At 45.3% G+C, this 22,950-nt stretch carries 14 protein-coding genes; all 14 read right to left on the bottom strand.

Features of this window, described 5'->3' with window-relative positions:
• Positions 1-298 precede the first annotated feature (298 nt).
• The 14 genes from BLR84_RS07660 to BLR84_RS07730 all read right to left on the bottom strand — a co-directional run bounded on the left by BLR84_RS07660 (position 299) and on the right by BLR84_RS07730 (position 22,855).
• A complete protein-coding gene (locus BLR84_RS07660) occupies positions 299-2,242 on the bottom strand; it encodes a c-type cytochrome (protein WP_218128246.1) in 1,944 nt (647 codons plus the stop codon).
• Positions 2,243-2,275: 33 nt separating this feature from the next.
• A complete protein-coding gene (locus tag BLR84_RS07665) occupies positions 2,276-4,111 on the bottom strand; it encodes a 3-keto-disaccharide hydrolase (RefSeq protein ID WP_090466598.1) in 1,836 nt (611 codons plus the stop codon).
• A gap of 672 nt (positions 4,112-4,783) precedes the next feature.
• A complete protein-coding gene (locus BLR84_RS07675; protein WP_090466601.1) occupies positions 4,784-7,729 on the bottom strand; it encodes a DNA polymerase III subunit alpha in 2,946 nt (981 codons plus the stop codon).
• Positions 7,719-8,909, bottom strand: a complete 1,191-nt coding sequence (gene dinB / locus BLR84_RS07680; protein ID WP_090466604.1) for a DNA polymerase IV — start codon at positions 8,907-8,909, stop codon at positions 7,719-7,721. The genes BLR84_RS07675 and dinB overlap by 11 nt, the downstream gene beginning before the upstream one ends.
• Positions 8,910-9,443: 534 nt before the next feature.
• Positions 9,444-10,610 (bottom strand): glycoside hydrolase family 88/105 protein, encoded by a 1,167-nt coding sequence (locus BLR84_RS07685; RefSeq protein WP_090467635.1) that lies wholly within the window; start codon positions 10,608-10,610, stop codon positions 9,444-9,446.
• A 64-nt stretch (positions 10,611-10,674) separates the two neighbouring features.
• Positions 10,675-11,364: a ribose 5-phosphate isomerase A gene (gene rpiA, locus BLR84_RS07690; RefSeq protein WP_090466606.1), complete on the bottom strand. Its 690-nt coding sequence runs from the start codon at positions 11,362-11,364 to the stop codon at positions 10,675-10,677.
• 26 nt (positions 11,365-11,390) lie between these two features.
• On the bottom strand, positions 11,391-11,813 hold the full coding sequence (locus BLR84_RS07695) for a nuclear transport factor 2 family protein (protein WP_090466608.1): 423 nt from the start codon (positions 11,811-11,813) through the stop codon (positions 11,391-11,393).
• Between the two features lie 6 nt (positions 11,814-11,819).
• Complete coding sequence (locus BLR84_RS07700; protein WP_090466610.1) at positions 11,820-12,359, bottom strand: carboxymuconolactone decarboxylase family protein; 540 nt, start codon at positions 12,357-12,359, stop codon at positions 11,820-11,822.
• A gap of 63 nt (positions 12,360-12,422) precedes the next feature.
• Positions 12,423-13,283, bottom strand: a complete 861-nt coding sequence (locus tag BLR84_RS07705) for a helix-turn-helix domain-containing protein (RefSeq protein ID WP_090466612.1) — start codon at positions 13,281-13,283, stop codon at positions 12,423-12,425.
• Positions 13,284-13,521: 238 nt separating this feature from the next.
• Positions 13,522-14,736, bottom strand: coding sequence for a DUF4998 domain-containing protein (locus BLR84_RS07710; protein ID WP_090466614.1), 1,215 nt, complete (start codon positions 14,734-14,736; stop codon positions 13,522-13,524).
• Positions 14,737-14,760: 24 nt separating this feature from the next.
• A complete protein-coding gene (locus tag BLR84_RS07715; protein WP_090466616.1) occupies positions 14,761-16,005 on the bottom strand; it encodes a DUF4959 domain-containing protein in 1,245 nt (414 codons plus the stop codon).
• A gap of 52 nt (positions 16,006-16,057) precedes the next feature.
• Positions 16,058-17,965 carry a RagB/SusD family nutrient uptake outer membrane protein gene (locus BLR84_RS07720; protein ID WP_090466618.1) on the bottom strand — a complete coding sequence of 636 codons (1,908 nt, stop codon included), beginning with the start codon at positions 17,963-17,965 and terminating at the stop codon, positions 16,058-16,060.
• Between the two features lie 28 nt (positions 17,966-17,993).
• The gene (locus BLR84_RS07725; RefSeq protein WP_255366878.1) at positions 17,994-21,209 is read right to left on the bottom strand and encodes a SusC/RagA family TonB-linked outer membrane protein; all 3,216 of its coding nucleotides are present in this window, start codon (positions 21,207-21,209) and stop codon (positions 17,994-17,996) included.
• A 599-nt stretch (positions 21,210-21,808) separates the two neighbouring features.
• On the bottom strand, positions 21,809-22,855 hold the full coding sequence (locus BLR84_RS07730) for an aldose epimerase family protein (RefSeq protein ID WP_090466622.1): 1,047 nt from the start codon (positions 22,853-22,855) through the stop codon (positions 21,809-21,811).
• Between the last annotated feature and the right edge of the window lie 95 nt (positions 22,856-22,950).

The following is a 22,950-nucleotide window of genomic DNA, read 5'->3' on the forward strand; positions in this document are numbered from 1 at the left end:
TAACACTTTTCTGCTCAAAAAAGGGGCAAAACAGGCTCAAAAACGTTCGAAAAACATCGATTTTAACACTTTTTAACAAATTTTAACACGGTTTTAACATGTTTTTAAAACTTTAAAAAGTATTAATTTATTGGCTGTCAAATAACTACATAAAAAACAGCCAATTTTAGGGCCTTTTTCTCCCTTAACTAAACAGCCCGGTTCTCCTTTTTGATCAGGAAAACCGGGCTGTTGGTATATACAAATATACGCATTTAAGTCCGCAATTTAAACGCGGAGTGCGGGATCAAACTCCAATTTATTTGGCCAGCGATTTGATCCATAGCGCTATCTTGCGCGCGTCTTCTTTAGGCACCTGTGGCATCGGCGGCATCGGTGTCGAATAATCGGGCCAGTGCTCGGGCTTAGGGTTATGAATCAGTTGTATCAATTCGGCCACGCTGTATTTCCGTTTAGCCACATCCATATATGCCGGGCCAACCTGCCTTTTTGTAGCATTATGGCACGATAGACAGGTATTTTTCAGCAAAAGAGGCTGCACATCAGCATAGGTAGGAACAGCGTTTACCAACATTCCGGATTTTACCGCTGCGCCTTTTTTAACGCCCCCCGCTTTTTTAACACCTACCGAAGCCGCTGCTTTAGCCGAGTTTAGGGTACTTACTTCATTCATGGAAAGTTTTTGCCCTTCGGGGATATTGTTCAGGGTGTAATAGGCTGTGGGATGCACCAGGTTAAAATAACTCTCCTTATCCCTGATCGCGGCAAGTGTAATGGTATGGATATAATACCTGCGCAGATTATTAACGATAAGCCTTGCCTTTAAGCCATCCTCAGATACTTTAACGCCTGCTATCGGGCATTTTTCGGTATTCACCGGCGGACTTCCATATACGCCATGATATTTATAAATAAAACTTTCTACGGAGTAGGATGCAATGTCGGCCGCTACCTTTTTATCAACCGGTTTGGTAAATTCTATTTCAAAACCATCGGGCATGGCCCTAATGGCACGCATTTCAAACGGAACCCGATTATTCCATACCAAACGCTGCAAGCCCATGGTAGCCTCCCCTGCCGATCCCCAGCCACGGTTAGTTTCACCGGCAGCCAATGAGCCGTCGGGCAGCCAGGCCAGTCTTACTATGCCCGATTGAAAACCGCTTCTGAAAGCCCAGGCCGCACCTTGATATTCGCCGTTAACTTTTTCCAAAAAGATCCGGTCGATCATACTCTGCCCCTGATCGCAGATCAGCAGCTGCCCCGAAAATGGGCCAAATGCACCTTCGGGTATCTTCACAATTTCGGAGTTGGAGATCCCTAAGATGCCATGGGGTAACCAAACCGCAGGCAACTGTAAGTCCGGAATTTCTTTTTTAGCCTCAAACTCGGTCTTGAATTTTTCATTTAATACATCCTGCGGTTTTACAGGCTGCCCATTTTTATCAAACTCAATTCGAGGATTATTTTTGGCAAAAAACTGCTCCGGCGTAAGCTTTAGCGGTGAGTTAGGCAAGCCTGTCCAAACCAGGCTCGAAGGATGCCCCATAAAAGCCCCTTTTTTGATGGGCATAATACTGCCCGATCCAACCCAATCGCCCTGGTTATCGGCATACCAAAGTTCGCCATCAATCATACTGATACCACATGGCGAGCGAAATCCGGCTGCCCAGGGTGTAACTGTACCATCCTCCTTAATATTTAAGGCCCAGCCACGCCATGGTACAAAACTTTTAGGGTGCCACCAGTCGGGCGGGAAACCCAGGTTCAGGGTTACAAAAAATGAACCATCCGGCGCAATTTTAGGTCCGAAACTGTATTCGTGGTAATTGCCCGATAATGGCCATGCATAAATGGTTTCAAAAACATCGGCCTTGCCATCCATATTGGTATCAACCAGTTTGGTCAATTCACCGCGTTGAACAACGTATAAAGCGCCATCTTTCCAGGCTGCGCCCAGTACCTCATGCAAACCAGAAGCAAACTTGCGGAAGAAAGGATGTTGGCCGGTAGGGTTTTCGACCATAAAAATATCCCCGCGACGGGTGGTTACAGCCAAAGTACCATTTGGCAGGGTACACAAACCGCCAACCTCCAGTATGGTACCTTCGGGTGCGGGCACTTTCATGATCTTAAAAAAATCATCTTCTTTAGGCGATTCGGCCTGGGCGAAGGTATTTTTGATATCGCTTAACAGCGCGATAATGACAAGCGTAAATAAAAACGCGCCTCTTTTTATCATTTGTTTTAAAGTATTATACATGATCAAGGCAGCTTAAAGAATGATAGAATAGGTTAATTTCTTCTGAATAGGAATGATGAGCTCCTGCTTCCCGCCGGCATCACGAACAAGGGCTTTGGCCCCGCCCGCGTCATCAATACGGATGTAATATGATTGATCATCAATAGCATATAATCCGTTTCCAAGCGTTTCGATATTACCCGAAGCCAGGTGATAAAACAGGCCATCTACAGCAGTTGCAAGCGTTATTTCCCGGTGGATGCCTTCTCCCTTATCCATCAAAGTACTGGCATCGTTTACCGGCACACCATAAATAATATATTTAAAGGCAGGCACATCGTCGGCATTTAATACATAGCCTTTAGGTTTATAACCCGTGCCTACGGTATCCAAAACCCAGGCGGCAGGTGCATCATGGAGTTTTTCGATAGCCGGTACCGGCTTACCCAGGTATTGAACAGAACCAGCCGGGCGGGATGAGCCATCGCCCCTGTCGTGCCACATCGGTGTAGCATCCAAAAAACCGCCGCGCCATATCGCAACGATCATCCCTTTATCCAGGTCGTAAGTATAATTCAACAATCCAGTACTACCTACATTTACGCCATGGGTAACCCTGATGCCTCCCGGCAGATCGGAAAAACTGCGGACTATCGGAGTTGAAGCAGCGTTGATTATAATAGGATCAACCGGGTCATTGTTACTTACGTTGGCATCGCTTAGCAAGTACTCACGTACGCCCGGACCTGCTACAGTAAGCCCCAAAGCTGGTTTAGCCCAATCCACAGTTTTTGAATAAAATAACTCAAAGGGCTGATCACCGGCCTGCAGTTGTATTTTACCCTTGCCCCCGTTCTCGGTCAATGCGACAGCATCGGTACCGTTAATACGAAATGTACCTTTCCCTCCGGGCACACTCAGGTTAAAAGCATACTCGCCGGCTTCCTTAACCTGGATATTACCGGTGTACCTCATTAAAAAATCGTTATTGAGTTTACTTTGATTTGATGATAATACAGGCGAAGTCCCTTCTGACTCGGGCTTTAGCTTTTTATATCCCTCTATGGTAATATCACCACCTTTGTAAACCCAATATTTCAGGTTTGAAAGCGTTGGCTGCGGTTTGTCATAACTGATTATGCTGATATTGCGGAAAGCTACCGCGCCATGATCACCCTGCAAACGCAGCGGACCGGTTGCGGTTTCCCCCTTATCAAAAGCCCCCCGGGTTGGCCCGCTCAGCTCTACATTATCCTGGATCAAAACACCATTTAACCAAACGTAAAGCACTTTGGCATTGGAGATCTTTTGCCCCTTGCTATCAAAGCGCGGTGCCTGGAACGAAATTTTCATGTGCTGCCACAAACCCGGCGCGCGACTGGCATTTTGCCTTGGCGCATGGCCATCATAACCTTGCTGCCCATCTGGTTTGCTATCATCCCAGCGCTCGTAAATACCCCCATTATCGCCCGATTTAGGGTTTACTGTTCCCCAACTATCCAAAAGCTGAATTTCATAACGGCCCTGCAAATAGATGCCCGAGTTTGATCCTTTGGCCATCATATAATCAAGCTCCAGATCGGCATCACCATAAACAGTTTTGGTAAACAAGTCTTTCGCGCCCTTTTTACCGGGCAGGTTTACCAAAATTCCGGCACCATCTTTAACAGTTAAAACTTCATCCTGCGTAATATCGGCCTGTGCGCCGGCTGCAATTTTCCAGTTTGATGAAGGGTTATCGAAAAAAGAAAGATCATGAAGAGGTACCGCGTTTTGCGCCCAGAGTTGCTGATAACCCAATAGGCAAAAACACGCTATCCAAAACTTTTTCCGCCCAAATAGTTTAGGAAATTGATTAAAGCAATCCATCGATTTTTAATATAATATGATTTATTGGTTATCAGGTATAGCAATACCGCATTTACACTGACAATGCCAAGGTAATTATTTTTCACAATCGATTGCGAAAAATTAAAAAATAAGCTGAATTTAATTCCACATTTGCTGAATATTGAATGGGCTGGGTGATCGATTTCTTACTGTACAGCGGCCGGAGGCCGGGAAATATCCGTCACCCGGCTGGAGCCGAGCGACTGCCGGGGGACGCTTGAATGAGCAAGGGGTCTAAAAACTATGTCATTGCGTAGCGTGGCAATCTCATCATTAGTAGAGGAGCGCGAGGAGATTGCTTCGTCGTTCCTCCTCGCAATGACATGTTGTGAATAGATGTGCAAAGCCTGTCAGTCTGAGCTTGTCGAAGACTCGTGCGCAGAGGCCTGCCCACCATGGTTCGACGGGCTCACCATGACAGCCCTTTTATCCCTATATAGCGCATAAACCCCTCCCTGCTTTTGCGTACAAGCCAGCCGCACCCCTCCCGTGGGGAGGGAATGGAAGTCATGCCGAACTTGTTTCGGCATCTCACGGGATAAGTAACCAGCTTGTTATATACCTTGCTTATGGGATGCCAAAACAAGTTCGGCATGACGAGTTTTTTTCTTTCTTCTTGATTCTTGCTTCTAACCTCTTGCCTCTCCCCATCTACCCCCATTGCAGCATTTCCATTTTGAAGCCTATTTTGTGCATCTCCCATACTTCCACGGCGTATACGCCAAATTCTTCTACTACTTTGCCGGTCATCCGGTAAAAGCCGTCGCCCTGGAAAGTGTAGCGTTTTAATGATTCGGGCCAATGTACAGTGTCGAGCCAGTCGCCCTGGGGATCAAGGAAAGTACCAAAATTCATGATCTCGTGCTTAATGGTATTTGATTCTTTGATGGCCACCAGTTGGCCCAATATCTTCACCGTTTGCCCCAGTCTGTTGGGCAGGTCTTTTACATAAGTGAGCCCCTGCTGATCGTCATCAACCATCGGGAAGGTATCTGTAAGGGCAAAACCCAGGATCTCGATCTCATCAAAAGCATCCTGCAACGGGCGACTGCTCAGTACCGGGAGTTTAAAATCGGCAACAGGTTCATGAAACAGGGCCACGGTAATGGGCTGATCTTCCTGCTGTTTCTGAAAAAAGTTGGCACGCCACAACAATTCCTGCTTGCTGGTGCCGGTAAAGCGCAGCGCCCCAATGCGGATCAGGATATTCAGCTGCTCCATACCGGGCTGGGTACGTTCCATAAAATCTTCCATCGTAAGGTATGGGCCATGATGTTGGCGTTCGGTAATAATGGCCTTCAGCAGGCCGGCGGTTAGTCGTTCAATATGCACCAGGCCCACATACACATCTGTGCCTTTAATATTGGTATAGGTATCGCTTTGATTTACGCAGGGTGCATGCAGGCGAGCTCCGGCCCTTTTTAACTCATGAAAATAAAAGGGGGTACGATAAAATCCGCCAAAATTATTGATCACCCCTACCATAAACTCCATGGGGAAATAAGTTTTGAGGTAAAGGCTTTGGTAGCTTTCTACCGCGAAACTGGCCGAATGCGCCTTACTGAACGAATAACCGCTAAAACTGGCTATCTGCCGCCAAACCTCCCTGCTGATGTGGGGCGGATAACCTTTCTCTTTACAATTGCTAAAGAATTTACCCTCAATCCTGATCATTTCCTCGTTACCCCGGTACTTGCCCGACATGGCCCTGCGCAGGATATCCGCCTCGGCCATATCCAGGCCGCCAAAATGGTGGGCTATCTTGATCACATCCTCCTGGTACACCATAATGCCAAAGGTTTCTTTCAGCAATTCCTCCATTTTGGGGTGCAGGTATTGTACTTTATCCTGGTTGTGGTAATTGTAAATATAGGCCTTCATCATACCCGATTGCGACACACCCGGCCTGATGATAGAACTGGCCGCCACCAGCGTGAGGTAATCATCACATTCCAGCTTCATGAGTAACTGGCGCATGGCCGGGCTTTCGATATAAAAACAGCCTATGGTATCGGCCCGGCGAATCCTGTCGGCCACCAGCGGGTCTTTCATAAAATCATCCACCCGGGTAATATCTATGTCGATACCCTTGTTTTGTTTAACCAGTTGTATAGTATCCTTAATGTGCCCCAATCCCCGCTGACTCAGGATATCCAGCTTAATAAGCCCTACACGCTCGGCCCCAAACATATCTATCTGTGAGGTCGCAAAACCTTTCGGGGGCATTTCCAGCGCGGTGTATTGGTAGATAGGTTCTTCGGATATCAGCATCCCGCCGGCATGTATGCTCAGGTGGTTGGGAAAATCCTGCATGAGGGCGGCATATTTCAGGATAACTTTCTGTATGCTGTCTTCCTTCAAAGTCGCATTCCTGTTTTTAACCAGGGTATCTATTTCTTCCTTAGGCAGCCCCAGTACTTTAGCCAATTCGCGGATGGCAGCCCGGCGCTGAAAAGTACCGTGCATACCCAGCAGGGCCACATGGTTTGCACCATACTTGTCAAAAATATACCGGATGATCTCGTTCCTGTCCTTATGGCTAAAATCCATATCAAAATCGGGCGGGGAGGTGCGGAATTTATTCAGAAAACGTTCAAAATACAGATCCAGCTTGATAGGATCCACATCTGTTATTTTTAAATTATAGGCGATAATAGAATTGGCGCCGCTCCCCCGGCCCACATAGTAAAAACCTTTGCTACGAGCAAAGTTCACCACATCCCACACAATTAAAAAGTAGGAGTTAAACCGCAGGTCGTTAACCACTTTTAGTTCCTTTTGTACCCTTGCTTCAATCACCGGATCATCGGGGTAACGCTCTTTCATCCCGGTTAAGGCCAGCTGCTCCAATAACAGGCGGTCCCCCTCTAAGGAATCGGTATAGGTTTGTTTGTTTTTATCTGATTTGGGGTCGATGACCATCGCTGTACCGCATGCTGCTATCAACTGTTGTGTTCGCCTGATGATAGCCGGGTACGCGCTGAATTTGTCCATCAGTTCCTCTTCGGTCATGAACATTTCATCGGGCGATGCTACCTCATCGGGTGATAATTTCGACAGCAGCGTATTCCCGTCGATGGCTCTTAAAAGCCGGTGCAGATTAAAATGCTTTTTGCTTTGAAAAGTTACCGGCTGGCGAATGATGAATTTTTCGGGATGATCTTTTACGGGTACGCTAAATAGCTTGTTTACCTCGCTTGCCCGCACACCGATCAGTTCATTATCTTGCAGCTCCCGGACTTGTAACGCGCCCAGGGCATAAATAATAAAAACATCCTGATCAAAAACTGGCCTTGCCGGAAAGGGCTGATCGGTCATTTTATACCGGGACACAAAACGGTTGATCTGCATCAATCCCTGGTCATTCCGGGCTATCAGCAGGTAACAAAAGCGCCTATCATTATGAATTTCGCAGCCTAAAATGGGTTTGATATCCGCTTCGCGGCAATAATGTACAAAGTCCCAGGCATCGGGGTTGCCGTTAATATTGGTGAGGGCCAGGGAGCTAATGCCCATTGCCTTTGCCTGCGCTATTAAGGCTTTGGTTTCATACGTACCATACCGGTAGCTGAACCATGTTTTGCAATTAACGTACATAACGCTCCTTTTCTATGGTATTTAGCTGCTGGGCTATAGAGCGGTGTACAGCATCCTCGCCAAAACGCTTGCGGATATGATCCATCGCCTGGTAAAGCCGGATATTTTCGACCGTATCATTAAACAGGTTGATCTGGTATTGCCCCTGCACCAGGTGACTTAAGCGCACCCCCAGCAAGCGCACCAGCTGGCGGCGGTCGTACACTTTTTTAAAAAGCTCTTTAGCGGTTTGCAGCAGCACATCATCAGATGAGGTATAGCTGATCACCGCCTGTTTGGTTTCGGTATTAAAATCGGAGTACCGCAGCTTGATGGTGACGCAGCCACACAGTTTTTTTTGCTGCCGGAGCTGAAAGCTTACCTTTTCGGTCATCCGTACCAGTTCGCGGTGTAGAAACTGGATATCGATGGTATCGTTCTCAAAGATCTCTTCGGTGCCGATGCTTTTTTGCTCGGAATATGGCACTACCGGACTTTCATCAATACCATGCGAGCGGCGGTGCATTTCGATACCCGGCTTGCCAAAACGGCTCTGCATCATGGGCTGTGGTATCTCGCTTAAAATTTTAATGGTAGTTACCCCCATCTGCCTCAGCAACGACGATGTTTTTTCGCCAACACCCGGCAACTTCTGCACCACCAAGGGGGCCAGGTATTCCCGCTCGGTACCAAAAGGCACTTCTTTATGACCGTTGGGTTTGTTTTCGTTGGTGGCTACTTTTGATATCAGTTTGTTAGAAGCCAGGGCATAAGATATAGGTAAACCTGTTTGCTTGGCGATCCGCTGCTTCAGTTCGCTCATGAATAGGCTACAGCCAAAGTAGCGGTCCATCCCGGTGAGGTCGGCATAAAATTCATCAATACCGGTTTTCTCATATAAAGGCACCTGCTCGCGAATGATCTCAGTAACATCGCGGGAAAGCTGGCTATAACGGTCGAAATCGCCGCTTATAATTTCGGCAGCAGGGCAAAGACGGCGGGCTATTTTCATGGGCATAGCGGTGTGCACGCCAAAGGCACGGGTTTCATAACTGCAGGAAGCCACAATGCCCCTGTCGCTTAAACCGCCAACAATCACAGGCTTGCCCAGCAGCTTGCTGTTATCCAGCCGGGCCACGCTCACAAAAAATGTATCGAGATCCAGATGGGATATAAAACGACGGTCGGCCAGGGTTGTCATGTTGATTGCTGTAAATATATCGCTAAATTACTAATATTTTTAGCAATTATTACACAACACCCATGCCATTTTTTTGTTAAATTATTGTTATTGAGGGGGATAAAAGATGAACATCAAAATCGCACCTGGGCCAATGCTTTTAAAAGAAAATCCGCCATAAACAAACAACAGCCGCTACATTGCTGTAAGCGGCTGCTCCTAAGTTATTATCCCTAATTTATAACTTATTATCTTTATCCTGTTATTACAGGTTCATGAACTTATTGATAACGGTTAGCATTAATGAGCTGTAGTGTAGTAGATTGAAGTAGTACTGGTTTTTCATAAATATCCTTTAGTTTTTGTATAGTCAAAGATATTTGGATAGCGCCAAAGCACAGGCAGGGTTACTACTGAAATAGCCTTCGGGATTTACTGTATCTGATACGTAGTTTTACGCATGTGAAAGCTGAAAGCCTAATGCAGATAGCAGAGAGAGTATAAAAACAAAGGGAGGCTTTGGGCCTCCCTTTGTTTTTATAAGAATATTCAATTTCAGTTTTTTGCAGCAGCCGGATGCGTACCCAGGTACTGATATAGCTGGGCTCCTGTAAGCAAGAAGGCGCCTACACCATATACTTCGGTACTGTCCTCAGTAACCGCGTCCGGACCGGCACCGATACGTTGTACATAGCCCAGCATCCCATCGGCATGAACCGAAGCTACCAGTACCTCCCAGGCCTTTTTCACAACGGGCCAGTAGGTTTTATTATCCAGCAGTCCATGGTTAAGACCCCATAGCAGGGCATAGCAATAAAAGCCGGTACCGCTTGTTTCTTTAACCGGGTAGCTTTCCGGATCAAGCAGGGAGGCGTGCCAGCTGCCATCGGGTTGTTGCAGCGAGGCTATCTTAGCGGCCATATCGCGGTATAGTTTTTCAAATTTCTTTTTTTCGGAATGGTTGGCCGGCATGTTTTCCATTACCCTTACTAATCCGGCCAGCACCCATCCGTTGCCCCTTGCCCAAAATACTTTTTTGCCGTTCTTTTCTTTTTTATCAAAGTAACTACCGTCTCTAAAGTACAGGTGTTCGGTCGGGTCATACAGGTAATCGGTTGTTTTCCACCAGAGTTTGGTGGCGGTATTTAAATATTGGGCATTCCCGGTAGCGGTGCTTAAATAACTCAAGGCTGTAGGCCCCATAAACAAGGCATCGCACCAGGCCCATTCCCGCGAAGCTATATGATTCTTCCATTCCAACGATTCATCGTGCGGCTTGCTGACAATACTGTCGCCCAGCGAAATAAACGGGGCAATCATTTTTTTGTCCTTGTATTTGGTATACAGCAATGAGTAGGTTTGGCCTATACAGTAATCATCGGCCATGAAGCGGTCGCGCCCGGTATTCCAGCCCAGGTCGTTGCCTATGTTCACCAGCGTGGTTAAATATTTTTCGTTGTTTTTGATAGATCCCAGCGCGTAAATCCCGGTATAACAAGCAGCGTTTGTCCAGTCGACCTTGGCATGTTTAAAGCCATTGGTATTCCAGTCGTTGATCTGCCAATCGGCAACCCGCTGCATGATGTTGAGTATATATGCTTTTTGCAACAGCGAATCAGGTTTAATAACCGGCCCTGTGGCGTAGGTTTTTACACCCGTGATCAAAAATAAAAGTACCAACAGTAACGAACAGGCGCGTTTGGATTTTAGCGGGAAGATCATTTTATGAATTTTTAGGTTAGGCTTTAAAGATAAAATATTTTGCCGACCAAACATAAACCAACCTTTATCTTATCGGGGTAATTATCCGTATACCGCTTTCCCCGGCAATAATAACTTTGGTTGCCATACCATAAAACAAAGAATGCTCCACAATACCGGGGATCATTTTTACATCGATATTGAGCTGTTGCCATTGCGGTGGAGCAGTAAAACGAATATCGGCTAGCAGGTTACCGTTATCAGAAATAACAGCCCCATCTTTCTGATCGCACATGCGTAATTTGATATCCGCATCGGGATAGACCAACCGTAACCTGTCCAATACGATCTGTAAAGCCTGGGGTAAAATTTCGATCACCAACGGGTAGGTGGCATTCAGCTGTGGTACAAACTTGGTGTCATCGCCCATTAAAATAAACTCGGTAGCCATAGAGGCCAGGATCTTTTCGGTGGTGTGGATACCACCGCCGCTTTTCAGGGCATTCAGTTGCTGATCGAACTGATCGCAGCCATCAAAATAGATATCCAGGTGCTTGGTAGCCGATGCCGGCTTTACATTTAAGCCCTGCTCCTGCAGGTAAGTATTTGTTTTGAATGACGACGATACCAAAACAACAGATCGGGCCAGATCCTCATCCTGCCCGATCATGTTGGCCAGGTGTAGAACAGTTGTGCCGGCACCTAAACCTATTGTTTCACCTGTTTTTATAAATTTAAACGCGGCTTTGGCAGCCTCCAGTTTATGATCAGCCATGTGTTTTAATTTTGCGGCAAGATAGTTTATATCCCCGCAATAAAAAAAGCATTGATACCCGGCACATCAGAAAGATAAGTAGCCATGCCGGTTATCTTTCCATCGCCTACTTCAAAAACAATGGCCACCTGTTCGTCCAATATCAGTTCGCCCCTGTTTGCCGTGTTGCGTAAAGACAAGGTGAAACCGTTGAGGCCGATCAGGATATATTTCAGATCAAAATTAACCCCGAAATGTTTGAGGCCCTGTGCCCGCTTGATAATGGCTTCGGCACCATTGGCATAGCCGGATAGCAAGCTTGTGCCGGGCAGCGTCCAGCTGGCATCAGCAGCCAATATGGATCGCATGGTGTCCCAGTTGTTGCTTTTTAACGAGGTAATAAAAGTATTGGCCAGCTGCAATTTGTCTTCATCAGATGGCAGATTACTATTTTGTTCATCAGTTTTCATTGCGGCTTAGTTTAATGGTTCGGCTAAAGGGAAATCGACTGGAATACCTGTTGCTGCAAAAACATAGTTGGTAAACACACGCACGGTAACCAGACCTATCAGTTCTATTAAGGCGGCTTCATCAAAACCGGCGGCATAAAAATTATCCAGGGCTTCCTGATCTGCATGGCCTTTGTTAATGGTTACCGATTTGGCTAATTGTAATATGGCATTCAGCTTATCATCATTAGTTTTACCTCTTCTCAGGTCCAAAGTTTCTTCTTTGGTAAAGCCGTTTTTGATGGCAGCCAAAGTATGCCCGGCCAAACAATAAGCACACCCATTTATTTCTGACACCACCAGGGCAATGGCCTCCCTTTCCTTGGGACGAAACGCACCATGGTTTAAAGCGGTTTCAAAATCCACAAAGCCTTTTAAGGCGTTTTCTGAATAGCCCATAGTGGCATACAGGTTGGGCACTTTGCCCATGCGTTTCTGATACTGATCAAATATAACCTGCGATCCGGTGCTTACCTGATCTCTTGTCGGAACTTGTATTGTTTTCATGATATTAAATTTGTTGAGTCAAATCTACCTCAGTTATCCCTCCCCCAACATGGACGAATATGGCTATTGCTTGGACAAATCTGCCACGATGGAGATACCTGTTTTATCGCGAAAGGTTTGAGGCGATACCTTGGTTAGCTTTTTAAAAACGCGGCTAAAATAAAATTCATCCTGAAATTTGAGCGCGTAGGCTATTTCCTTGATGCTTTGCCGGGTTAGGTGCAGCCGCTTTTTGGCCTCCAGCATCAACCGCTCCTGGATCAGTTGCGAGGGTGTTTTTTTGAAATACCGCATACAACGCTTACTAAAGCTATTGGGCGTTATAGCCAATAGTTGCGCGTAATCATTGGGTTTGTGCAGGGTAAGATAATGCTGATCCAGCAACTTGCTGAATTGCTCCATTTGCTCATCCTTTTCTTTCCGGTCCTGGTTACCGGCTATCAGCTTAACTTTAATATTGCTTGATTTAGCCAGGAACAGCTGCAAATAGGCCCGAAGCACGATCTCAGAGGGTGACTCCTGTCCAAACTCCTTATCTACCTCGGCTAACAATTGCTCAAATACCCGGGCATCGCTCTGGGTTAATTTAACACAGGGTTGTATGTAAAGATTATTGAACAACAAGCCATTGCAGGCCACTTCTTCCCGGTGATATTCAATACAATAAAAATCGGAGTGAAACTGCAGCATGGTTAGTGGCTGGGGTTTGTTATGTTCCAGGTAAATAACCTGTAAGGGTGTTGAGAATAAAAGAATAGGCCCTGCGTAATTAAACTTGCCAAAATCGGCATGATAAACGCCATCGCCTTCGGGAATAAATAAGATCGTATATTCTGAGAATTGAGCCGGTGAGCTCAGCAAATCGGTATCCGCGTTTTTTAACCCGATCAGATACTCGCCAGACCTTGAAAATACTTCTTTCATTAATTTATGTTAAGCCAAAAGTAGCTATTGAGTGGGGCTTTTGATGGGTATGCTCAATAAAAAAACAAAAAGGGGGCGTCATCCTGAGCTTGTCGAAGGGTAGAGCGCAGAGGCCCGCCCACCATGCTTCGACAAGCTCAGCATGACACCCTTTTTAAGATAGCGGTCACTTCATCGGGTATTCTTCAATAAAAAAGGAGTAGCTGATAACAGCTACTCCTTTTTTAAGATTTCTAAACTATTTTAATTGCTTAAATACTGATATTTCAATGGCGTGGAAATAATTGGTTTCGCCCCATGTTTCCAGGATCTTAAACCTGATGTAACGTACCGTAAGGCCATTTGCCGGGAAGTTGAAAGGTTCGCCGGCTTCAGCAAACTTTTTATCGTCGTCTGAATTTTGTCCCCGAGGTAAGCCCGAAGGTTTATAAGAAGTAAAACTGGCTAACTGGGTCCAGCCGTTCCAACTACCAGATGGATCTGGCGTGTTGTTGGTTCCCCATACCTCGAAGCGTTTGGCATTGCCTACATCATACAGGGCCGACATCCTTTGCCACAGCTTTAATTGTGATAAGGAGGCCGATTGTCCCAGGTCGATGGTAAACCAGATGGGGAAGTCGGTACCTGGTGTATGGAAGCCCGGCTCATTGGTGCTCTTATCCCATAAGAAATAAAGTTCCCAGCCATAGGCCGAGCCTACATCCGTTGGCAGGTAAACTGCCTTAAACAGGCTCTTATCCATCTCTGCAACGCCGATAATTGTTGGGAACTTATCATAAGTCAGGGCGTTAAATATATCGGCAGCATTTTTTACCGGGATGTATGATGACCGGTATTGAACCTCCGTTCCAAACTTATAGTCGGGCAGGGTGATCGAGCTACTGTCGGCCACAAAGGAGCGTTCTTCGCTGGCTCCCAGTTTATTGGTGTACTTTACAGTGGTAGCCACATTTCCGGTATCGGCCTTATTAAAGTTAAGGGTTACGGAGCCATCATTATGGATAACATAAGGATTAGCTGTGTTATAGGCCCTGTTTAATAAGGTAGACTGATAGGCGGGCCCATAAACGCGCACGTTATTCAGGTCCTGACCGATAGAGGGGTTGCCCTTATCATCATAAGTGAGCAGATGAAAGCTGTACACATACTCCTGCAGATTAGGGATACTCAGCTGTATGGAATCTGCCGGATCGTGACTGGTGGCATCCAGTTTTAATGAATCACGACCATTGTTCCATTTTACCACGTATGTTTTAATGCTGGGATCAGGGCTGGGATGCCAAACCAACACGGTACGCAAATTACCAGCATGGTAAGTAAACCCGGATGCCAGCCCTGGATAGGTTATCTCATGATTATCTAAAAATGACTTATAATCCGTATCATATTTTTTGCAACCGACAATTGCCAAACACATGAATAAGAAAACAGTAAGGTTGAATGCTATTTTCATTTCTTTAATTTTTTAATTAACGGTTTATTGTACAGGCGCGCCAAACAAGGTGATCTCCTTGGCATGCACATAATCAAGTCCGGCCCAGGTTTGTGTACACTGGAAACGCACATATTTAACGGCAGGCATCTGGCTTACATTTGGCATATTAAAGCTAAAGCCATTGGTACCCGCGGTGTTTTTGTCGGCATCAGTTGCCTGGTTTGGCGGTGCGCCCGATGGTGGCAATGGCACTACAAAATTGCCCAGGTTTATCCAATCGCCCAGCACAGTACCCACAGCCGTAACGCTAGCAGGCCATGATGGATAATCGGCCGGGTTATCTTTAGTAGAGCCCCAAATGGTAAACTGACGGCTATTTTGGTAACCCCATATATCGGGTAGCCTGTTATACAACACTACACGGCTTATTTTTGATAACTGCCCAATGCCAAAGCTGCCTATTTTTAAAGGAGCGCTCAGGGTATGCCATCCGGGATCGCCCAGGCTGCCATCAAAAAAGTATTTGAATTCCCAGCCATATCCTATCGGGCTATCGGTACCCAGGTGATAGGTAAAGAATTTGGTCTTGTCCAACTGGGTCTCAAACAAAGGCGTTAATTCCTTGGTTACCGTGTCAGACACGTTGCCGAACCTATCCGTAGTAAAAACCGCGAACCTGGTATTCTTTACCGAAAAGCCACGCACCGATATATTTACCGTATCGTTGCTTAAATACTGCGGATCCTGCTCGTCATAACCTTTGGTAGCATCGTTATAGGATAAAATATGTATGGCCACCGGGGTTTTATTGGGATTGAAACCATAAAAGTTGGCCCCGCCAAAATCTGGCGTAATAGCCAGGTTATCATTAATGAGCAAATAGTTAGGTATTTTAGGATTAACCTTTACCGTTATCGCATCAGACATGATATTGGCCCGGCTTACCGCGTTTAAGGTAACCGTGTACTCTTTAGCTTTGGCAAAGCCGTCAACCATTATGGTATCGGTATAATAGCTTGATTTGGTTTGCCTTACTACTTTATCATTGATGTTATAGGTTGCCAAAACATATAACAGGTTTTGGGAGCTGGGCAGCGTATAAGTTATACGGGCCGAACCGTTCAGGTTTTCGACCTTTACATTGGTAACCACCCCCGGTTTAGTTTTATCGTTGGATACTACCTCAACGCTCGACTCACCTTTTTTACAGGAAGTTAAAAGCATGATGAACAAAACCGGTACATAAAGTATCGATAATGCGTATCTGCCGTTATTAATTTTTTTCATAATTGATATGTTATATTAATTACTATAAATAATGTCTTCATAACTGATGCTTCTACCAGTATGGGTTTTGGGTAAGGTTTTCATTTACCACCAGGTCTGTTGAGCTGATAGGCCATAAATAATCACGCAAACCAAAAACCGGGGTGATCACATTTGTTGGGCGGTAATAATTGGCAGATGTACCCTGGTTAATATTCCAGCCTTGTATCGGCCGGCTTAAAACTTCCTGTAATTCTTTCCATCTGCGCAGATCCCAGCCTATCTGTCCTTCAAAGGCCAGCTCTATTCTTCTTTCCTGGTGTATGATCTGGCGTAAACCTTCTTTTGAAGCAGGCTTTGACGGATTTTTTGAGAAATTGCTCCATGATTCCTGCACGCCTTTCAATCCGGCTCTTGTCCGCACTTTATCAATGTAGTTGTACACATCAGCTGTTGGGCCCTGTGCCTCGTTTAAAGCTTCGGCATATAAAAGATACAAACCGGATAAGCGGATCAATGGCAGGTGATAATCAACCGTAGTAAAGGTTTGATCCATTACGGTGAGGTAATTGCCCAGTTTTTTTGGCCATATACCGGTGATATTAGTAGAGTTAAAGCTTTTAGGGCCTGCCAAACCAAAAATACCGCGAGCCTGCACATAGTACGCCTTGCTTTCATCGGTTACACCATTACCAAACCAAATGCCGCCATCAAAACCTATAGAAGCGTAAAACCTTCTTTCACGGTTAAAATTCTCCCGGGCGGTTTCGTATCCTTGTTCAATATAATGCTGATTGGCTTCATCACCAACCAGGGGTGTAAAGCGGTTGCTATAATCAAAATTTTTATCCTCCGTTAAGGGCACGCCGTTATTGGTATAAAACAACTCCGATTCGGCCAATGGCACAGCCCAGTTGGATGGATAAGTATTTGCCATACCCACCGACTGGCTGGTTAATTTAGGTATCACATAGCCCTGGTAACTAAAGGTGTAATTCAAAGCCCATATCAGCTCCGGGTTCTGCTCCCATTTATCGGTTACTGCCAATTGCAGGGTTAAAATTTGTTTCAGCTCATCAGACACGTTGATGTTGCCGGTTGGTTGCAGCGTATATAATTTGATGCCCTGCGCCTCGCATTCGGTGATGGCAGCTTTGCAGGCATCGGCGGCTTTTTGCCATTTGGAAGCATCATAAGCAGCAGAAAATAAACTTTTACCTGTTTTATCCTTGAAGCTTTGATAATCGGGGTTACCGTTAAATAAAGGACTGGCGGCTGTGGTTAAAACCTCGGCCTTTACACTCATGGCTATAAATTTGGTAATACGGCCAAACTCCTGTGCCTGGTTCTGGATGGTTGGCGGCAAATCAGGTATGGCCTCATCCAATAACGACACTACGTAGCTAAATGATTCATCAACCGATGCCCTTTTACGCTTTAAAGTATCTGGCGGAGCATCAATAGGGTAACTGTCTTTGATTAAAACGATGGGGCCGTACATCCTGATGAGGTAATAATGATAGAATGCCTTCAGGAATTTCACTTCGGCTATCCATCTCTTTTTTTCATCGGCCGAAAGGTCTATCGGTTTATTAATATTCTCCAGCATGATGTTACACCTGCGGATGGCCTGAAAAATAGCCGCGCCGCCATTACTGTTGCCCCAGTAGTTTAATATAGGGTTACCGGTAGTTTGTACACCACGGATCAGATCGAAACCCTGCTGGCTGAAAAAGTTGGCGGTTAGGTTATTGGGATAAACAATCTCGGCCGAAGCTGTAAAGCCCGCGTTGTAAATTACGTTTGAGGTTTGCTGCATGGTGGAGTAGCAGGCAAACAGGTAATTTTCGGCTTCGTTACGGTTCCGGAAGGCATAATCAAGCGTACCAACATTGCTGGGGGTAACGTCAAGATATTTCTTGCAGGATACCCCTGTTGTACAAAGCGTTATTGCCAGTAATAATTTATAATATGATCTCATATCGTTCTCTTTTTAAATCGGTTTGTAATTATAAATTCACATTCAGACCTACGTTAAATACTTTCTGGATAGGGTAAGCAAATCCGTTTCCGCCCTGCTCCGGATCCCATAACTTGAAGGGGCTCCAGGTAAGCAGGTTCAACCCGTTAAAATATACGCGGCAGTTAGACAGCTTCATGGCTTTTGATATGCGTGCCGGCAGCGTATACCCCACCTCTAAGGATTTAAGCCTCAAAAAACTCCCGCTGCGCAGCCACCAGGTGCTGGGTTGCAGGTTATTGGTTATGGGGGCGGTATTTACACCAAGCCTTGGATATAAGGCATACAGATCCTGGTTTTCTTCGGACCAATGGCTATCAGCAAAGGCTTGCAGCACTTGTGTGTTGCCATAAATATATTTATCAGGGCTGGGTATAAAAGGACTTACCCTGGTAGGATCGATAAAGAATGATACCCTTGCCTGTCCCTGGAAGAACGCGGAAAGGTCAAAGCCTTTAAAACCGGTTGAGAAACCAAAACCATACACAATCTCGGGCACTTGCGGATAACCCAGGAAGGTAAGGTCGAGATTGTCTATTTTACCATCATGGTTAAGATCCCGGTATTTGATATCCCCACCTTTTGGCGGCAAACCAGTAATGGTATTACCATAAGCATCGGTAGTTGTCATTAACTGGGTTGGTGAATTGCGGGCTTCCTGGTCATCAACAAATAACCGTTCGGCCACATAACCATAACCACGATTGATAGGCTGACCAATAAAATGGCGCCATGGCTCGGCATAATTGGGCTCCTCTATGTATTTATATTTGTTGGTAGAGTAAGTAAAGTTCCCCCTGAATGATGCCCACAAACCATTGCTGAAGTTTTGTTTATAATCGGCAGATAAGTCGATACCTTTTGAATCAACCTGGCCTAAGTTGGTGGCTATAGAAGTTTCGAAACCCTCGGTTGCCGGCACCACACGATCACGCAGGATGTTGTAACGATGATTTTTATAAAACTCCGCGGTAATGTTCAGGTTTTTCAACAAGGTGATTTCAACGGCAGCGTTGAGTTGCCTTGAAGTTTCCCAGGTGATGTTATTATTATCATAACTTACTATGGTTAAACCCTTACGCTCATAAGAGTTATTAAACCCGAATTGGGCATAATTATAACCCTCATTAAAGTGCACATCAGACAGGTAATAAAAACGCTGCGCGCCGATAGCATCGTTACCAACCAAACCATAACTTGCGCGGAACTTTAAGCGATCGATAAATGAAGGATTCCAGAATTTTTCGTTGGATACCACCCATGAGGCACCAATGGTTGGGAAAAACCCATAACGGTGACTGTCTGAAAAACGTTCGGAACCATTATAGCCAAAGTTAAACTCGGCAAAGTACTTGCTTTTGTAGCCGTATGTTGCACGGCCAGCTAAACCTAAGTTACGGTAAGGCAGCGAATACTGTAAGGAGATCTGGTTGGTTTTTGGATCTATAGCGTTTGAATAAACAGTTTGCTGAGCAGTACCGATCAGCGTGGCATTGATGTTATGGCTACCTAACTGTTTATTATAATCAAGCGAGGTTTGCAGATAGAAAAAAGTATCGGCATTGGGCGTGCTCCTGGAATATGACAGATATTCCTGCGCTACATTAGAGCCGGTAGGCTGCGGGTTAAGCCAGGTTAGTGAGTAGTTATTGGTTTGTTTATCATAGGAACCTACGTTATAATAAAAAGGGCTGTAGGCTAACTGCGAATCAAAATAAGAGTGCCTGTTGGTACTGAATATACTCCTGAATTTTAACCCATCGGTCAAAAAGCCCAGGTTCTGGTTCAGCTCCAATTGTGCCTGCATCCGTGACTCCGACGAATTTTTATGCCCGCGCAATAAAGCGGCATAAGGGTTATTATATAAGATCCGGTTGCTGCTGGTACCATCCACACCGCCTACGTTACCAAACAGAATATGCTGCGCGTTTAAATTGGCGGCATCGGGCTCAAAATAAGCCGGGAATAATACCGGGCTGGTATGTATGGCCACATTATATAAATCGGAAGCAAAAGAACCATCGCTCGTGATCGGGCCGTTATACTCGTTAAAATTACCCCATAACCGTACGATGATCTCGGTTGTTTTGGTGAGGTTGATGTTCACGTTTGAGCGCAACTGGTAATTCCTGAATTTGACGTTGTTGTTATTGTTATTGCGGATATCGGTATTTAACACCCCGTTATCCACATTATAAGTACCTGTGATATAGTATTTAGCCAAACCCGTACCACCACTCACACTCATGTTGTTACGCATGGTGGTAGCGTTCTTTTTAAATAACATCTTCAGCCAGTCGACAGCCGGGTATACATAGGGATTGTTACCCGGACCATGATTAATGGTGTTTTGGGTATTATTGATCTGCGTTTGCGTAAATGGCAATGGCAATGTGGGGTCTCGGGTTAAGGAGGCCTCATCATACAGGTTCATGTACTGGATAGGATCAACCAATTGAGGCGTTTGTGTTGACTGCGAGGAGGAATACTCAGAGCGGAAATTGATCTTAGCCGGACCTTCCTTACCTTCTTTTGTACTCACCAAAATAACGCCATTGGCACCCCTTGCTCCATAAAGCGCGGTGGCGCTGGCATCCTTCAATATCACAAAGCTGGCAATATCATCAACCTGCAAACGGGCCAGGTCTGTGGTGGTGAGCTCCACATTATCGATCAGGATTAACGGATCCTGTTTGTAACCGAAGGTGGTTACCCCACGCACAAAGAACGAGGCATTATCCTGCCCCGGCTGACCGCTACGCTGGTAGGCTATAATACCCGCCGCCTGCCCGGCAAGTGCGGCAGTGAGGTTACTCGCCGGAATTTTCAACTCCCCGGGTTTTATACTGGTAACCGACCCTACCAGGGCCTCTTTGCGCTCCTTTTTACCAAAAGCGGTAACCACTACTTCGTCGGCAAGCAGCTTGTCTTCCTTAAGGGCTACATTGAAGATCTTGTTCTGTGCCGATACGGTAAATGTTTGTGCCTTGAAGCCCACAAAAGAGATCCTCAATACTGCACCGTCGTCAACATCCAGGATGAACCTTCCGTTGCCATCTGTTACAGTACCAACACGGGAATTACCCACCACAGAGATAGTTACACCAGGTAACTTAACATGGGCGCTATCGGACACGGCACCGGTAACCGTAATTTTTGTTTGCGCGTGAGCTGTACCATAAAATAAGGCTAATGTTAAAAACACTAAGCAATATCTTATCAAAAACCGCCCGGGCCTCTCATACTTTTTAAAAAGTGCTTTACTAAAAATGTAAGATTGCTTCATAAAATTTGGTTCATAAAAATTATTTTACTTAATCAGGGTTTAATCAAATTGGATTTGTGTTATTCACCGGATAGCTTGTGGAAATTTGCGAACTGTGATTGCCGCTTCAACGGCATTTTTCTGATACAAAAAGCCAGGTTTTGATCTGGTACAATCCGATGCTTTGGGTTTGATCATTATCAGTTCCAAACAGGCCATAGAAATCCTGTTAAGTCTTTTTTTGAGTCCAAGACTTTTAATAACAATCACCTAATAATTAAGCATATAGGATTACCAGATCACCTGAATTAAGGCTATATCGGCGTTCGCTTTCCCGCTGATGTGGTAGTCGAGTTTTTACATACATATTTGGTTTAGTTTACAATTGGTATTGTAAATGTAAGTGGAAGCATCGCATTTAAAAATGGATAAACTTTCAAAAAAGATGGACAATTTTATGAATTTACAACTCAAGCGTGGTTTTGTCCATTATATATTCCTTACTATAAACCAGCTATAAAAAATTGCGGGTGAGGCCCTTAGAGCGTTATAATACCAAACTTGTAAATGATACTTTCATGATAAGTATCACCAGGGTTTAAAACTGTTGTAGGAAAGTTGGAATGGTTGGGGCTATCCGGATAATGCTGGCATTCCAGGCATATACCATCAAAGGGTCTGTATGGATTTTGGTGATGCCCTAAATGTCCACTTTGTAAATAATCGCCGGTATAAACCATCAGGGCTGGGTAAGTGGTAAATATCTCCAACTTACGGCCCGACCTTTTTTCGGTTAGCTCGGCCGCCAGTTTATGATAAGTACCGGGTTGCTCATCCAATATATAGCAATCGTTTAATCCCGTAATATGAGTTTCATTCATCATCATTTTATTTTTGATGGATGTGTCTGAAAGTCTCCTGTTCCCCACAGGTTCAACAACGCCGGTAGGTATATAATCCGCGTCGTTTTGCAGCACACTACCGGCATGGATGGTCAATGTATGGTCGAATATTTTAGTCCCGTCATTTGACAAATTAAAGTAGGCATGATTGGTAAAATTGGCAATCGTTCTTTTATCTGTCGACGCGTAATAACTGATGATCAACTCATTCAGATCCGTCCACATATAATGCACGGTGAGTTCAAGGCTACCGGGATATCCCCCATCACCGTCGGAGCTACGGATAGTAAAAAATAGGCCTTCGGCGGTAACCGCATATTTGAATACCCGGGTATTAAAACCATTACTACCCCCATGGTTGGTATTTTCACCATCATTATTTTCCAGGTGCCAGGTTGTACCATCGAGCTTAAAACTGGCCCCTCCTATCCGATTGGCATAACGGCCAATGGTTGAACCAATATAACAGTCATCATCCAGATAGGCTTGCAACGATGGGAATCCCAAAACCACGTTACTACATACGCCATGCATATCTGGCACTACGGCCGAAACCAGCGTGGCCCCGTAATTGCTTAGTTCCACATAGGCGCCATCTGCATTTTCCATTTTAAAAAGATACACAGGTTCGCCTGTATACTCGCCCCAATGTTGGCAGGTTATTCTGCTAGTAGTTTTATTCATTTTATAGCTGTACAGGCTATTTCCATTTACCTGATCGTGTTTCCGCAGAAACGTAGTCTTAATCTTTTTTCGGTTTTAGTTGTGCTGTATCCAAT

The organism is Mucilaginibacter sp. OK268 (assembly GCF_900103125.1).
In the GTDB taxonomy this organism is placed as follows: domain Bacteria; phylum Bacteroidota; class Bacteroidia; order Sphingobacteriales; family Sphingobacteriaceae; genus Mucilaginibacter.

Excerpts from the sequence above, each read along its gene's own strand:
- BLR84_RS07685 (WP_090467635.1), bottom strand. The coding sequence starts at position 10,610 with ATGATCTTCCCGCTAAAATCCAAACGCGCCTGTTCGTTACTGTTGGTA.
- BLR84_RS07730 (WP_090466622.1), bottom strand. The coding sequence starts at position 22,855 with ATGAATAAAACTACTAGCAGAATAACCTGCCAACATTGGGGCGAGTAT.
- BLR84_RS07705 (WP_090466612.1), bottom strand. The coding sequence starts at position 13,283 with ATGAAAGAAGTATTTTCAAGGTCTGGCGAGTATCTGATCGGGTTAAAA.
- BLR84_RS07720 (WP_090466618.1), bottom strand. The coding sequence starts at position 17,965 with ATGAGATCATATTATAAATTATTACTGGCAATAACGCTTTGTACAACA.
- BLR84_RS07695 (WP_090466608.1), bottom strand. The coding sequence starts at position 11,813 with ATGAAAACTGATGAACAAAATAGTAATCTGCCATCTGATGAAGACAAA.
- BLR84_RS07665 (WP_090466598.1), bottom strand. The coding sequence starts at position 4,111 with ATGGATTGCTTTAATCAATTTCCTAAACTATTTGGGCGGAAAAAGTTT.
- BLR84_RS07715 (WP_090466616.1), bottom strand. The coding sequence starts at position 16,005 with ATGAAAAAAATTAATAACGGCAGATACGCATTATCGATACTTTATGTA.
- BLR84_RS07660 (WP_218128246.1), bottom strand. The coding sequence starts at position 2,242 with ATGATAAAAAGAGGCGCGTTTTTATTTACGCTTGTCATTATCGCGCTG.
- dinB (WP_090466604.1), bottom strand. The coding sequence starts at position 8,909 with ATGACAACCCTGGCCGACCGTCGTTTTATATCCCATCTGGATCTCGAT.
- rpiA (WP_090466606.1), bottom strand. The coding sequence starts at position 11,364 with ATGGCTGATCATAAACTGGAGGCTGCCAAAGCCGCGTTTAAATTTATA.
- BLR84_RS07675 (WP_090466601.1), bottom strand. The coding sequence starts at position 7,729 with ATGTACGTTAATTGCAAAACATGGTTCAGCTACCGGTATGGTACGTAT.
- BLR84_RS07700 (WP_090466610.1), bottom strand. The coding sequence starts at position 12,359 with ATGAAAACAATACAAGTTCCGACAAGAGATCAGGTAAGCACCGGATCG.
- BLR84_RS07710 (WP_090466614.1), bottom strand. The coding sequence starts at position 14,736 with ATGAAAATAGCATTCAACCTTACTGTTTTCTTATTCATGTGTTTGGCA.